The sequence below is a fragment of the Argonema galeatum A003/A1 genome (assembly GCF_023333595.1).
GTDB classification, from domain to species: Bacteria; Cyanobacteriota; Cyanobacteriia; order Cyanobacteriales; family Aerosakkonemataceae; genus Argonema; species Argonema galeatum.
In genome coordinates this window covers 16,473-32,174 of sequence record NZ_JAIQZM010000052.1, presented here as the reverse complement: position 1 = coordinate 32,174, position 15,702 = coordinate 16,473, and the positions used below count along the sequence as shown (strand labels likewise).

Below are 15,702 nucleotides of genomic sequence, written 5' to 3'. Positions count from 1 at the left end.
CATATTACTATGCTAGCTTATAATATGAGTAAGTTTGAGTAGCTTCAGGTAAATATTTTTGAACTGATTTCAGCCCTCCACCCCCAGCGCTTCCCACATATTGCTGGCGCAAGGAACTCAGTCTCTCGCCGTACTACCACTTCAAGATGAAAGCAGCTTTCGCGGCGCAATCTTGCTAATTTGGTATCGCAAAGCTAATATCTCTTCACACCTGCAACAATTTATTGAATCGCTACTCGGTGAATTACGCACTTTACTGAAGTTCGGCGATACTACAATAAGCCTTGACAAACTACAAGCACGGTTCGGTGCGATGTTAGAAACGATTCATCAAGGAGTCGTGTTTGTTGATGAAAGCGGCGAACAAGGTTGGATAAATCAAGCTGCTGCGGTGCAATTGGGATTAACTCCAGGATATATAGAGCCATCTGCGATCGCAACTGCAATGGCAATCTTACGTACAAGTGCCAATAATCAAGCCGAAATCGCCGCACAGGCGGCAAAATTTTTCGCCAAACCACAGCCAGAAATTCGCGACTGGAATTGGGTTTTCCAGCAACCTCAACAAAAAGTGCTAAGTATTTCCAGCACTGCTACCAAAGTACACGACGTACCCGGTCGCCTCTGGATATTAGATGATATTACAGAACGGTATTTCGCACAACTGTCGTTAGTTGAGCGTAGCAAAGAATTATCTCAGACTAATCAAGAACTGGGAAAGGCGAAGGTAGCTGCTGAGGCGGCGACTCATATCAAGAGTCAATTCCTAGCCAATATGAGTCACGAAATTCGTACACCCATGAATGCCATCATCGGGATGACGGGTTTGCTGCTCAACACAAAACTAGCACCCCAACAGCAAGATTTCATCGAAACCATTCAAAGCAGTGGCGATACTTTGCTAATGCTGATTAATGATATCCTCGATCTATCTAAAATTGAATCTGGCAATCTGGAGTTAGAGAAATATCCTTTTCATCTACAAACTTGCCTTGAAGAATGCCTCGACTTGCTCGCTTTCAAGGCAGCAGAAAAAGAGATTGAACTGGCATATAGTATCGCTCCTGAAACCCCAAATACAATTGTGGCAGATGTCACCCGATTACGCCAAATCCTTGTAAATTTGGTCGGCAATGCCGTTAAGTTCACAGAAAAAGGAGAAGTAGTAGTTTCAGTGACAGCGAAACAATTGCAGATTGAAAAAGGCGATTCTCAATCTCCAATCTCAAATTTGAAATTTGAAATTAAATTCGCTGTTAGGGACACGGGCATCGGTATTCCGGCCCAGAGGATGGATCGCTTATTCCAATCTTTTAGTCAAGTCGATGCTTCTACCACTCGCCAATACGGGGGCACGGGATTGGGGTTAGCGATCGGCAAACAGCTAAGCGAAATGATGGGCGGTAGAATGTGGGTCGAGAGTAAAGCGGGTCTGGGCTCCACTTTTTACTTCACCATAGTTGCCGCAGCAGTTCCCAATATATCACCGATCGACTCTCAAAATCTCCAGCCTCAGCTAGATGGAAAGCGCCTGCTGATCGTGGACGATAATTCTACAAATCGACAATTATTAACATTACAAGCACAATCTTGGGGAATGCTTACCTATGCAGCTAAATCTGGATCTGAAACCCTCGACTGCCTGCTTCGAGAGGAGGCGTTTGATATAGCGATTCTGGATATGCAAATGCCAGAAATGGATGGTTTAACTCTAGCGGCCCAAATTCGCAAGCTGCCTAAATATCAAAAATTACCATTAGTTATGCTGACCTCAATAGGCAGACCGGAGACAAGTCATCATACCTTAGTAGTAGATTTTGCAGCTTTTCTAACTAAACCGATTAAACAATCCCATCTATATAACGTTTTAAACCAAGTCTTGGGCGGAAAGCCGATCCAAGTTAAGCCTGACCGCACTACTACCCAGGAAATAAACCGGCATTTAGCAGCAGAGTTACCCCTGCGAATACTGTTGGCTGAAGACAATAAAGTAAATCAGAAAGTAGCTTTGCATCTGTTGGAACTGATAGGCTATCAGGCAGATTTGGTCAGCAACGGACTCCAAGCAATAGAAGCACTGCGTCGCCAATTTTATGATGTTGTGCTGATGGATATGCAGATGCCAGAAATGGATGGATTGACGGCCACGCGCTGCATTTGCGAAGCATGGCCTAAATCTGCACGGCCTCGGATTATTGCGATGACAGCTAATGCGATGCAAGGCGATCGCGAAATTTGTATTGATGCCGGTATGGATGATTACATCAGCAAGCCCGTGCGGGTAGAGGATCTCATCCGCGCTTTGAGCAAATGTCAACCCAAAGAATTAGAAGCTGATAATTCTGCGCCAGATCCTGCTTTTTCTTCCCTAGCCCCGATTGATGCCAAAATACTGCTATCTTTTCGGAATATGATAGGTAACAACGCTGAGGCGTTTGTGGTTGAAATGATCGATTGCTACTTAGAAGATGCGCCAACACTGCTGGAAGCGATCGCTACAGCCATTAAACAAGGAAATGCAACCGAACTCAGACAAGCAGCTCATACGCTGAAGGCAAGTAGTATGACCTTGGGGGCCACAAATTTATCTAATTTTTGCAAAGAACTAGAAACAATGGGGCGGAATGGGCATACTAAAGATGGTATAGAAAAACTGCCTCTTCTAGAAGCCGAGTATGAAAGAGTCAAAATAGCTTTGCAAATAGAACGTGGCTACAAACTATCGCCGGAACAATGGAACCCCACCCCCAGCCCCTCCCCGTAACAGGGAGGGGAGTATTTCTCCCCCCTCTCCTCTGGAGGAGAGGGGGGTTAGGGGGGGTGAGGTTTCTCCCAGCGATAGTTGGTAGCCCAGAACGTCAGCTAAATAAATTATGAAAATCACCCACCAAAAAAAAGATGCACCTCTTATCCTCATAATCGATGATGACAGATTCATGCGGCTTCAGCTTCGTCGAGCGATGGAAGAAGCTGGATATCAGGTGGCAGAAGCTGCTAATGGAGAAGAGGGATTAGCTGCCTATACTGGTTTGCACCCAGATATCGTGCTGCTGGATGCGGTGATGCCGGTGATGGATGGCTTTACCTGTTGCAAGCTAATGTGCAGTCGTTCGCTGGGCTGTAAAGCTGAATTTTGTGATGGCGTTAAAACTTCCCAAAGCTCTAGCCAATTAGGTGCAACGCTGCCGCAAGTAGAATCCCTTTGCTATCCCACACCCATATTAATGATCACTGGGCTGGAAGACCCAGAATCAGTCGATCGAGCTTTTGAAGCAGGTGCGATCGATTATATTACCAAACCCATCCACTGGGCAGTACTGCGCCAACGGGTGCGTCGTCTGCTGGAAGCTTGTCGAGCAGAACAACAATTACGACAACAAACCCAGCAAATGCGCCAACAAGCTGCTTTACTGGATATCGCCACAGACGCTATACTCGTGCAAAACCTAGAAAATCAAATCTTATTTTGGAACAAAGGTGCTGAGCGTTTGTATGGCTGGAAGGCAGAAGAAGCTATTGGCAAAAACGTCACCGAGCTTTTGTACAAAGAAATTCCGACCGAACTGCAAAAGAGCCAGCAAATTATTGATAAGAAAGGCTGGTGGCAAGGTGAGTTGAATCAGGTCGCCAGATCTGGCAAACAAATTATCGTTGAAAGTCGCTGGACACTGGTGTGCGACGAACAGAAACAACCTAAATCAATTCTTACCGTTAATACCGACATCACAGAGAAAAAACAACTCGAAATGCAGTTTCTTCGCGCTCAGCGCACGGAAAGTCTCGGAACCCTTGCCAGCGGCATCGCTCACGATCTAAACAATGCGCTGGCACCAATTTTGATGTCTGTTCAACTTCTGGAAACTAAATACCCGGACGCTCGCAGTCAGCGATTGTTGAAAATACTGGAAACAAATACCAAACGCAGCGCCGATTTAGTCAAACAAGTGCTATCTTTTGCGCGTGGGCTTCAAGGCGAGCGGACAGTCCTTCAGGTGGGGCATTTAATATCAGAAATTTATAAAATTGTTAAACAAACATTCCCTAAATTTATTGAAATCTCCAGGGATGTCTCTACCCTAAATCTCTGGACTGTTTGCGGTGATGCGACGCAACTGCACCAAGTGTTAATTAACCTCTGTGTCAACGCTCGCGATGCTATGTCAAACGGCGGTATTTTGAGCATTTCTGCGGAAAATGTTTTTATTGATGAAAATTATGTCAGGATCAATATAGACGCTAAAGTTGGTAAATATGCTGTCATCACCGTTGCCGATACCGGCACTGGCATTCCACGAGAAATATTGGATCGAATTTTTGAGCCATTTTTCACCACAAAAGAACACGGTAAAGGAACGGGGTTGGGGCTTTCGACCGTGGTTGGCATTATTAAAGGACATGGAGGTTTTATAAATGTATATAGCGAAGTGGGAAAAGGCACAAAATTTAACGTTTACTTACCTGCGGCGGAAACCGATGAAACAAATTTTACCATCGAGATTCATCGGGAATTACCTAGAGGAAATGGAGAACTGATTCTTGTAGTTGATGATGAAGATTCAATACGAGAAATAACAAAAACCTCGCTGGAAAGTTACAATTATGAGGTCATAACTGCTAACGATGGCGTGGAGGCGATCGCACTTTATGCCGAGCGCAAAAAAGAAATTAGCGTGGTGTTGGTCGATATGATGATGCCATTGATGGATGGGCCTACCACTATCCGCACGCTACAAAAAATTAACGCAGCTGTCAAAATTATTGCTGTAAGCGGACTGGCGTCAAATAATCAGATTGCCGAGTTGAGTCAAACTAGCGTGAAAACATTTTTACCAAAACCATACACCTCAGAGGAATTGTTGAAAAACTTGCATTTAGTTATCGCTATGGAATAGACCAATTAAGGCGCTATTGTTGAGCGGTGATTTTTATGGCAGATTGATGATTGCCATCAGCAATGAGCTATGTAGTCCGAACCGCGAACCATACGCAAATTTTTGCAAAGAATGGGAAAAAAGTGTAGGAATAGGCACACTGAAGGTGGATTATAGAAATTACCCATTCTTGAAGCTCACCATAAAAGATTCATGGTAACGGATGCAAATAGAACTTCCGCAAAATCAGATATGAATATCTCCGCTCCTCCGAAAAATTCAAAACTTATCCTCGTCATCGACGACGACAGATTAATGCGGATTCAGCTTCGCCGAGTCATGGAACAAGAAGGCTACCAAGTGGCAGAAGCGATCGACGGAGAAGAGGGTTTAGCCGCTTATACTTGCTTAAAACCAGATATAGTGCTGGTGGATGGGGTAATGCCGGTGATGGATGGCTTTACTTGTTGTAAGCTAATCCGATCGCTCCCTGGAGGGAATAGCACACCTATATTGATGATCACGGCGCTAGATGATGAAGAGTCAGTAGACCAAGCTTTTGAGGCGGGTGCGATCGATTATATTACCAAGCCCATCCATTTGGCAGTACTGCGTCAGCGGGTGCGTCGTCTGCTAGAGGCGAGTCGAGCCGCAGAGGAATTACGACAGCAGAGCGAACGAGAGCGACTGATAAATAAGATAGCTCAGCGCATCCGTCAGTCTTTGAACATCCAGGAAATACTCAACACAACTGTAGCAGAAGTTCGAGAATTTCTAGGGGCCGATCGCGTCCTGATTTATCGTTACGACTCCGACTGGAGTGGAAGCGTATTAGTCGAATCCGTAGATAACCTTTGGACGCCTATTCTAGGCAAAAAAATTGCCTATCCCTACTTGAGTAAAAATTACGTTCCCTCGTACAAACAGAACCGCATTGAAGCCAAAGCGAATATATACACGCTAGGACTCCCCCACTGTTTGATCGATCTGCTGGCTGGATTTCAGGTAAAAGCTCATTTGGTAGTACCGATTTTACAAGATAATTCAGATCTGTTAGTCTTTAATTCCGAATTAGAAAATTCAACTCCAAACTCCCAGTTGTGGGGGCTACTGATTGCCCATCAGTGTAGCAGCCCGCGACAATGGCAGAAATTGGAAATTGAATTGCTCCAGCAATTGGCAACGCAAGTAGCAATTGCAATTCAACAATCCGAACTATATCAACAGCTTGGTAGGCTCAATACTGACCTAGAGAGGCAGGTCAAGGAACGTACATCTCAGTTGCAACAGGCTCTCAACTTTGAAGCTATGCTTAAACGTATTACTGACAAAGTTCGCGATACCCTCGATGAAAGCCATATTTTACAAACAGCGGTGCAAGAATTAGGGCTGGGACTTCAAGTTAATTACTGCGGTACGGGGTTGTACAACCTCGAACAAGCAACTTCCACCATTGGCTATGAGTATGCAATATCATCGGCTTTATGCCGGGATCGCATCATGGAAATGGCTGATTTTCCCGGTATTTATTCTCAGCTTCTGCAAGGTCAGGATCTGCAATTTTGCCAAATAGCTGACCGGGTTAACCAGCCTATTAACAGTCCCTGTGCAGTCCTGGCTTGTCCTATCTTGGATAATCAAGGAGTTCTGGGCGACCTGTGGTTATTAAAGCATGAAGAATATGTTTTTAATGAATTAGAAATTAGATTGGCGCAGCAGGTAGCCAATCAATGCGCGATCGCAATTCGGCAAGCTCGACTTTACCAAGCAGCACAAGGTCAAGTGCAGGAACTCGAAAAACTCAACCGCCTCAAAGACGACTTCCTGAATACGGTTTCTCATGAATTAAAAACGCCTGTATCCAACATGAAAATGGCAATACAAATGTTGGAAGTTACCATGAATCGGGAATGCGGCTTTCACAGCAAAATAGCCGAAATAAACCAAGAAGAAAGCTCCTCTGCTCGTTACTTTCACCTTTTGAATGACGAATGCGAACGAGAAATTCACCTAATCAATGACTTACTGGAATTGCAGGAACTCAATGCCGGAACTCACCTTCCAGAGAAAAAAATTATCCATTTAGAAGACTGGATTCCTGATGTTGTAGAGCCATTTGAAGATATAACCTGGAACCACCAACAAATTTTAGAAGTTGACATTGCGCCCGAACTGCCTCCCCTTACTTCCGATCCATTCAGTCTCAAGCGCGTCCTCACAGAGTTGCTCAATAATGCCTGTAAGTACACTCCAGCCAAAGGTAAAATTACAGTAGCTGTTCGCGCTGAGGACGAAAAAATTCAGTTTAGCGTGACTAATTCCGGCATCGAAATTCCGGCTAGCGAATTACCCCGAATTTTTGACAAATTCTACCGCATTCCCAGCAACGATCCTTGGAAATATGGAGGAACTGGACTGGGACTGGCGCTAGTGGATAAACTGGTAACTTATTTAGGAGGTTCCATACAAGTTCAAAGTAGATCGAGGCATACTTGCTTCTTAGTTGAGTTGCCCATCATCCATGACTTTTGAAGAATTACAAGCAGGAGATGGTGAAAACTGGGTGAATATTTTATATATTGTGAAGAGTGTGTTTTACGATCGAGCCAGCGCTGGCCTTTTTTTCTAGCTTGGCTTGAGTATGCTGTTAATAATTGTAACTTTTTTTGAGTATGACAAAGATTTTAGTCATTGAAGATGAAAAACTTTATCGAGAAAATATTCAGGATCTGCTAGAGGCGGAGGAATTTGACGCTATTAGCGCTGAAAATGGTCTCCTTGGGGTGCAGCTAGCGCAGTCAGAGATTCCCGATTTGATTCTATGCGATTTGATGATGCCAGAACTAGACGGTTACGGCGTTTTGAAAGCATTGCGCCAAAATCCAACTACAGCAGCAATTCCCTTAATTTTCCTCACCGCCAAAGCCGATCGGGCCGATTTTCGCGTTGGTATGGTATTGGGGGCAGATGATTATATCACCAAACCCTTTACCCGTGGGGAACTGCTAGAGGCGATCGCAGCTCGTTTGGCAAGACAAAAGAGCATTACCCAACCCCTAACCCAGGCACTCAAGCAGGCGACAGAAAGACTGGATCACTTACTCCATCACGACAGCGCTACCAACCTTCCCAACCGGCTACTATTACGAGAGCGGTTTAATCAAATTATCAGCAACAGACAATCCGAAAACCAGTGTCAAGAAGAATCCCTGTCTTCTGCACAGAATCCGCTAGAATTGAAACCTATTCCCATTTTGTTGGTGGCATTAGATCGGTTCAACAGTATTAACGACGGCTTGGAGAATCAGGACAGGAACAGGTTAATTAAAGAAATTACCGACCGAATCACCGCCTGTCTCAGCACACAAGATATGGTGGCTAGATTGAATGCGGATCGATTTGCGATCGTTCCGGCAACTTTGAGTCAAAAACAGACCATTGCCAGCGTCGCCCAAGCCGTATTGTCATCTATTGCACAACCCATCAGTCTGGACAGCAGCCAAATTTCGATCGCAGCTAGTATTGGCATTACCTTCTACCCAAACGATGGGATTGAGTTAAACCAATTAATTAAAAAAGCAGCAGCAGCTATGTTCTATACCCAAAAATTGGGGGGTAATCACTATCAATTTTACACGACAGCTTTAGATGTCAATTCCTCTTCAGGATTGGCGCTAGAGTCAAGTCTGCGTAGGGCTATAGAAAAAGAAGAATTTGAGGTGTACTATCAGCCAATTGTAAATTTGCAAACAAGTCAAATTATTGGTGCTGAAGCCTTGGTGCGTTGGTTTCACCCCACGCGAGGGATGATTTCACCGGCTGAATTTATTCCTGTGGCAGAGGAGACTGGCTCGATCGTGCCAATTGGGGAATGGGTGTTGCAAACAGCTTGCGCCCAAGCTCAGAAATGGATTGCGGCTGGATTTTCACGGTTCCAGGTGTCGGTTAACTTATCAGCGCGTCAATTTTCTCAGCAGCATCTAAGTCAGCGGATTGTGGAGATATTAGAAACTACGGGACTCAATCCAGAGAATTTGTCACTGGAGTTAACTGAAAGCATACTTGTGGAAAATGCTGAAGTTGCGATCGCAACTCTAAATAAATTGAAACATCTGGGCATTCACATCGCCATAGATGATTTTGGCACTGGCTATGCCAGCTTAAGCTATCTCAAACAATTTCCCTTTGACACTTTAAAAATAGACCGTTCATTTCTCCAAGATGTCACCAGCGATACCCAAAATACAGCGATTATGACTGCCGTGATTCAGTTGGCTCACAACTTCAACTTGAAAACTGTAGCAGAGGGAGTCGAAACCCAGGCAGAACTGACTTTTTTAAGCCAACAAAAGTGCGATGCCATGCAAGGATATATATTCAGTCGTCCTCTGCCAGCATGGGAGTTTGAAAAGCTGCTAATAGGGTAAAAAAATCAATCGATTTTAAATGATGAGGATGAGATCGTGTCCGATAGCATCGATTGCCTAAAAAATAGCTCTCTTATCTGCGTTAATCTGTCTACCCTACGGGAAGGCGAAGCGCCTACATCTGCGGTAAAAATTTAACCCCCGATGACAACAGACAATTTCCCGTATTACTCTTACACTACCGATGCAACCGGACACAATATGAGAGGATTTTGGATTGAACCCACGGATGAATCCGGCTAAAACAAAACCAATAATTTCTTGGTAAAAAGTCAAAAATTATCTCCTGAAAAGTTCTACTTTATGGAAATACGCGGTGTCTGGATTCCCAACACGGATAGCTTAGTTCTCACTTCCAAACAACGCATTGCAGAGGCAATGGATTTTCTCGCAGAGACGGGATTTAACGTTGTATTTCCTGTCGTTTGGAGTAAAGGATTTACGGTTTATCCTTCTCAAGTGATGGCAAAATTATTTGGAATTGAGATTGACCCGCGTTACAAAGGGCGCGATCCTTTAGCCGATATAACTGCTGAAGCTTCGCGTGTAGGAATTGCTGTTATCCCTTGGTTTGAATATGGATTCGCCAGTTCCTACAACCAAAATGGCGGACATTTGTTAGCTAAAAAACCTCATTGGGCTGCACGCGATCGCAACGGCAATTTACTTAAAAAGAATAATTTTGAGTGGATGAATGCCTTTAATCCCGAAGTGCAAGATTTTGTGCTGAGTTTGATTCTCGAAGTAGTCAATAACTATGATATTGCTGGCATTCAAGGAGACGACAGATTGCCTGCTATTCCTTCAGAAGGTGGCTATGATTACTTAACGGTTTGTCGCTATCGCGAAGAGTTTAATTGCAATCCGCCACACAATTGCAAAAATCGCCAGTGGTTGCAGTGGCGTGCCGATTTGCTCACGGATTTTTTGGCTCGCATTTATTGCGAAATCAAAGCGATCGGGCCAAATTTATTTGTGTCTATGGCACCCAGTATTTACGATTGGGGATTCCAAGAATATCTCCAAGATACTAAATCTTGGCTAGATAAAGGATTAGTCGATATTATTCACCCACAGTTGTATCGTCGCGATTTCAAAAGTTATAAATGCCTTGTAGATAAACTCGTTATCGAGCAGTTTAGCTGCGAACAACTTCAGCGTTTAGCACCAGGTATTCTGATGAATCTCGGCTCATCTTACCGCATTAGTCCTGATTACTTATTACAGGCGATTAGCTACAATCGTTCTCGCGGTATTTTCGGCGAAGTTTTCTTCTTCTACGAAGGTTTGCGAGCTGATGATGATGCCTTAGCTAAGGTTTTGCGAAATGGGCCATATGCGAAGGCAGCGAATCTCAGGACTTACGCACTAACCAAGGTTTTGCCCCCCAGATTTTGGGGGCTAGGGGGGTGATTCCGTAAGTCCTAGAATCTGTAAAGGCACATCACAAACTGGGAGACAACCAGCCTAAAAAGGTTTGCAATAGCAGCCAAGCATTTAAGCCGACGATGACAGTAGCAACTAAGCAAGCTAAAGATTTTAGCCACAAGGGATTCACAAACTCACCCATTAAGCGGCGATTACTGGTAAACATCACCAGTGGAATCACTGCAAACGATAACTGTAAGCTTAATACTACTTGACTCAAAACCAATAAGTTACTTGTACTCTTTTCCCCAAAAAAAATAATCGCAATCAAAGCCGGAACGATCGCCAGCAATCTGGTTGCTAAACGGCGTAACAAGGGCGGAAGACGAAGCTGCAAAAAGCCTTCCATGACAATCTGTCCAGCCATAGTTGCAGTCAGCGTCGAACTTTGTCCTGAAGCTAAAAGTGCTATACCAAAGATGGCACTAGCTGCACTTACTCCCAACAATGGTGAAAGTAATTTGTAGGCATCTTGAATTTCTGCCACATCCTGATTACCCGAAAAATGAAACGTGGCGGCTGATACAATTAAAATTGCTGAATTGATAAACAGTGCCAAGGACAAAGCTACTGTTGAATCAATGATACCAAACTTAATCGCTTCCTTCCGCTTTTCTGTCGTTGGTTCCCAATCGCGAGTTTGCACAATTGAGGAGTGCAAATATAAGTTGTGAGGCATTACGGTTGCGCCCAAAATGCCGATGGCAATGTAAAGCATTTCTGGGTTCTGTAAAATCTCTAGCTTTGGCACATAGCCAAGCACAATTCCTCCGGCATCTGGTCGAGAGAAGATAATTTCTGCTGTGAAACAAACTCCTACTGTTGCTACTAAGGTAATGACCAAAGCTTCTACATAGCGAAAGCCTTTACCTTGTAGGAATAACAACACCAGCACGTCGAGTGCCGTAATGCACACTCCCCATACGAGGGGAATTCCAAATAGGAGTTGGAGAGCGATCGCACTTCCCAGTAGTTCCGCCAAGTCACAAGCGGCGATCGCAATTTCACACAGTACCCATAAAACAAAGTTAACCTGCGGACTGAAATAATCCCGACACGCCTGGGCCAAATCTCGCCCCGTCGCCACTCCCAATCGCACGCACAACGATTGCAGCAAAATCGCCATCAAGTTGGACAGCAGAATCACCGTTAATAGCGCGTAGCCAAACTTAGCGCCCCCGGCGATGTCTGTTGCCCAGTTACCGGGATCCATGTATCCTACTGAGACTAAATACCCAGGCCCTGCATAAGCCAGCATCTTGCGCCAGAAGCTTTTGACGTTCGGTACGGGTATGCTGCGGTGAACCTCTGGAAGGCTGGGTCTGCGATCGGAGGGTGGCATAAATAACTTTTCATAATTTTTTCATAATTAATCTTACCACTCTGAGTAAAGTCATGCAACTGAAACCCGCTTTAAAGCTGATAAAAAAAATCCGATAGTCCTGGATTATTGCTCATTCCAAACACCATTTGAAACTAACCTAACGCACCCAACTTACTTATACGGGAATATCGATAATGAATTCCGCGCCTTGTCCTGGGGCTGATATAAAGTGCAATCTACCTCCGTGTTTTTTGACTATAATCTGGTAGCTAATTGCTAAGCCCAAACCAGTGCCTTGACCGATGGGTTTTGTGATAAAAAATGGCTCGAACAGCTTTGTTTGGAGATCGTCCGCGATCCCTAAACCATTATCTACAATGCGGATCGTAAGACGTCTGCAATCTTTCATGGATGTGCGAATTGCGATCGGACCGGGGGAAGCCTTAATTTCTTCAAAGGAGCGCCGTTTGTTGCATTCATTTATGGCATCAATAGCATTGTTCAAGAGATTCATAAACACCTGGTTGAGTAGTCCGGCGTAGCACTCAACTTTGGGTAAATCGCCGTATTCTTTAATTACCTGAATAGCCGGACATTCTGAATTACCTTTGAGTCGGTTACGCAAAATCATCAAAGTTGACTCAATGCCATCGTGAATATCTACTGCTTTTTTCTCGGATTCATCCAAACGGGAGAAATTTCGCAAAGACAGAACTAGATCGCGGATGCGATCGGCCCCTACTTTCATCGAATCGAGCAATTTAGGGAAATCTGTCATTAAAAAATCAATTTCCTTGTCTTCAATATCGGCTTGGATCTCAGGCACAGGATTGGGATAGTGCTGTTTGTAGAGATTAACAATATACAACAAGTCTTCGGTATATTAATTTGCGTATTCAAGGTTGCCGTAGATAAAATTGATAGGGTTGTTGATTTCATGAGCAATCCCAGCCACCAATTGACCCAGGCTAGACATTTTCTCAGTTTGGATTAGTTGAGTTTGGGTTTGTCGCAGATCTTGCAAAGTTATTTCTAACTGTTGGGCTTGTGCCGTAGCCTTAGCCGCCAATTCTTCTTTAGTTTGTAATGCTTGGCGCAGTTTAACCTCAGCTTGTTTGCGTTCTGTAATGTCCCGCACCAGTACCACATATTCTTGTCGATCTTGATTATTTCGGCCTGAAATTGCCACTTCAACCAGGTATGAATCTCGATTGTTGTTAGTTAAAGGTTGTTCGCAACGGTCAGGCCAATCTGACGGCAGATCTGTTAATCCCGAAAGTATTTGGTTGAGAGGATGCCCAATCAAATCATTGTTATCTAGGCCAAAAAGCTTTTCAGTGGCGGGATTGGCTTGCATAATTACGCCTTTTTCATCCAGCACTAGAATGGCATCAAGGGCAATTTTGAACAGATGTTCTGCTTGTTCCTGCGCTTCGCTAATACTGGTTACTTGAGGCAAGCTAGTCCAGCAAGCGATCGCTACACCTACAAATACACTTGTGAGCAGCAAAAGTACAAAGATATTAGTATAATTTTGGGTAGAAAAACTATCTAACCTGGCTCTAGCTGCCCATCCTACTGCTGTAGCGCTACAGATTAAAAAGATTAATACTCCAACCTGAACCAGCACAAAGTCTGGCATCTCCCCTTGAGAAGGAGAACGGTAACGTTCTATCCACCATGATGAATGGAAGGGTGGAAAGGCGACGCGACGTACAGCCGCATCTACTGCCAAAATTGCGATCGGCAACAGCAGTCCTATCAACAGGTGTTTCCAGCTCCAAGCTAAGCCACCCACTACCAAGACAACCGTCTCCAGCAGAAACAAGCCTCCCGACCACCAAGGCCATAGTACCCCCACTTTACCTCGGCGCAGCCACAATCCGAGATGGATAGCTATCATTGATGAAAGGTATCCTGTCCCAGTTACCATCACCAAATCGTCTACATTTCCCCAAATCAGACAAACCAGACTGAGTAAAAGGGTAAATGTCAAACTTGGGCCGAAGACACCCCGGCGCGAAACGACTGCAAATACGGGTGAAAGATATCCGTCTCGTGCGAGCTGATATAAAATTCGGGGAGAGTTCGAGACTGCTGTAGCTGAACTGAGAAGACAGCCGCAAGCAATCAGAAACGTCACCAAAAATGAGGCAGACTCACCCCAAAACGGTTTAGCTGCTGCTGTGAGAGTCAAAAACGCATTGTTGCCTCCTGTATCAGTTGCCAAGCGCGTCAGTACCCAAGAACCACCCAGAAAGACTGGTACAATCAACCAGGCAGCAAACTCTAAACAGCGCAAGGTTCCTCTTGGGCGTCGGCTATCGGCTACAAAGGAAGAGGCGGTTTCGCAGCCGTAGACAGCGTACACCGCAATAAAAAACCACTTCGCCCATTCCACAAAATTTAGCGGCGGGTGATGTTGAATTTCTAACAAACTGTTAGAAAAAAAGCCAAAGTTAGGCGTTGTTAGACTTAACCATCCAATTCCTTGGATGCAAAAAGCAAGCAGCAATCCGATCGCTGGAAAGACAAAACACGAATGCAAAATTCCCAAGGCTCTGGTGCCACTAAAAGCTACCAAAAAAGGAAGTATGGTAAATCCTATTCTCAAAAGGGTTACGGGACAGGAAATGCCAAGGGGAGTAAGGGTTGCCTTGATTAAATCTGTGAGGATGATGGCGTTCATCGGCGGTACGGATACCCATCCCAAAAGGTAGCCAAGAGCTCCATAGCGAGCTAGTCCGGGATAGTGTTTCAGTAATCTGGTTGTGTAGTTGGGTGTTCCTCCCGATACCTTCGGCCACTGAGTACCCAAACGCTTTACTTGCAGGTTCAGCACGATGCCTGCGATCGCTCCCGGCAACCATACGAAAATAGCATTCGCTCCCAAGGCTGCGTGCATACTGGGTGCAGTACCGAGCCACAGCAGCAAACCCGAAAGACCAAATCCCCAGCTTTCCACAGGACTTAGGCTTGGCTCCAGACGCGATGAGAAGCGATGATTTAGTTTTCTTTTATCCACGCACGAGAATGAAACTTTTTTTTTGTAAGCATTATTTATGTTCAGTTCTAGCATAATTCACAAAGTTGAAGGCTCCTCACCGTATTAATAATCCTACTTAAGCCAGAATAACTTATATCAATCTTGGTGTAAGATTTTACTTTTTTAATCGCTGCCAACAAAAACCCCCAGCGGGGTGCTGGGGGCTGATTATATTGACCAAAAACCAAACAGCTTTAAGTAGCTCTCCGACTTTGAGCCGTGGGATAATCCAAAATCCTAGAATCGAATAGTCTTTCGCTCGGCTTGTTTCTTTTGCTTGTGTCTTTCTGTAAATTAATATAACGAAGTGTTAAACTTTGTAACCATGACTTAACTCACGAAAATAGGTGATATACATCACAGCTAGGCAAATGGCAAGTTCTAAACAACTGTAGCCGTGCGAAGTATAAGAAGCGCGAGTAAGCTGAGGAGCATTTAAATCGAATAAAGAGACGGGGCTTGTATGCCCATCCCACAAGAATCTCAGAAAAATTGACTGTCAAATTAGATGCGTAGCAGCTTAGTCGATCGTACATCCTCATTGAGTCCCAGTTGTCAAACGCCAATGATGGCGCTAAATTAACAAACAGTATTGAGATTGGTTGA

The 15,702-nt window shown here is 44.5% G+C and carries 8 protein-coding genes; 5 read left to right on the top strand and 3 right to left on the bottom strand.

Annotation, left to right across the window (positions count from 1 at the left end; genetic code table 11):
• The first annotated feature begins 100 nt into the window (after nt 1–100).
• The 5 genes from LAY41_RS29770 to LAY41_RS29750 all read left to right on the top strand — a co-directional run bounded on the left by LAY41_RS29770 (nt 101) and on the right by LAY41_RS29750 (nt 10,711).
• Nucleotides 101–2,764: a response regulator gene (locus LAY41_RS29770; RefSeq protein ID WP_249105994.1), complete on the top strand. Its 2,664-nt coding sequence runs from the start codon at nt 101–103 to the stop codon at nt 2,762–2,764.
• 109 nt (nt 2,765–2,873) lie between these two features.
• Nucleotides 2,874–4,892, top strand: a complete 2,019-nt coding sequence (locus LAY41_RS29765; RefSeq protein ID WP_249105992.1) for an ATP-binding response regulator — start codon at nt 2,874–2,876, stop codon at nt 4,890–4,892.
• A 231-nt stretch (nt 4,893–5,123) separates the two neighbouring features.
• The gene (locus LAY41_RS29760) at nt 5,124–7,403 is read left to right on the top strand and encodes a GAF domain-containing protein (protein WP_249105989.1); all 2,280 of its coding nucleotides are present in this window, start codon (nt 5,124–5,126) and stop codon (nt 7,401–7,403) included.
• A gap of 140 nt (nt 7,404–7,543) precedes the next feature.
• Complete coding sequence (locus LAY41_RS29755; RefSeq protein ID WP_249105986.1) at nt 7,544–9,298, top strand: putative bifunctional diguanylate cyclase/phosphodiesterase; 1,755 nt, start codon at nt 7,544–7,546, stop codon at nt 9,296–9,298.
• A 303-nt stretch (nt 9,299–9,601) separates the two neighbouring features.
• Nucleotides 9,602–10,711 carry a glycoside hydrolase family 10-like protein gene (locus LAY41_RS29750; RefSeq protein WP_249105984.1) on the top strand — a complete coding sequence of 370 codons (1,110 nt, stop codon included), beginning with the start codon at nt 9,602–9,604 and terminating at the stop codon, nt 10,709–10,711.
• Nucleotides 10,712–10,742: 31 nt separating this feature from the next.
• Here the strand turns inward: LAY41_RS29750 and LAY41_RS29745 are convergent, their stop codons facing one another.
• The 3 genes from LAY41_RS29745 to LAY41_RS29740 form a co-directional block, all read right to left on the bottom strand.
• Nucleotides 10,743–12,068 (bottom strand): Nramp family divalent metal transporter, encoded by a 1,326-nt coding sequence (locus tag LAY41_RS29745; RefSeq protein ID WP_249105981.1) that lies wholly within the window; start codon nt 12,066–12,068, stop codon nt 10,743–10,745.
• A 157-nt stretch (nt 12,069–12,225) separates the two neighbouring features.
• Nucleotides 12,226–12,918 (bottom strand): sensor histidine kinase, encoded by a 693-nt coding sequence (locus tag LAY41_RS32690; RefSeq protein WP_338023076.1) that lies wholly within the window; start codon nt 12,916–12,918, stop codon nt 12,226–12,228.
• A 15-nt stretch (nt 12,919–12,933) separates the two neighbouring features.
• Nucleotides 12,934–15,129, bottom strand: a complete 2,196-nt coding sequence (locus LAY41_RS29740; RefSeq protein ID WP_338023075.1) for an amino acid permease — start codon at nt 15,127–15,129, stop codon at nt 12,934–12,936.
• Nucleotides 15,130–15,702: the final 573 nt, after the last annotated feature.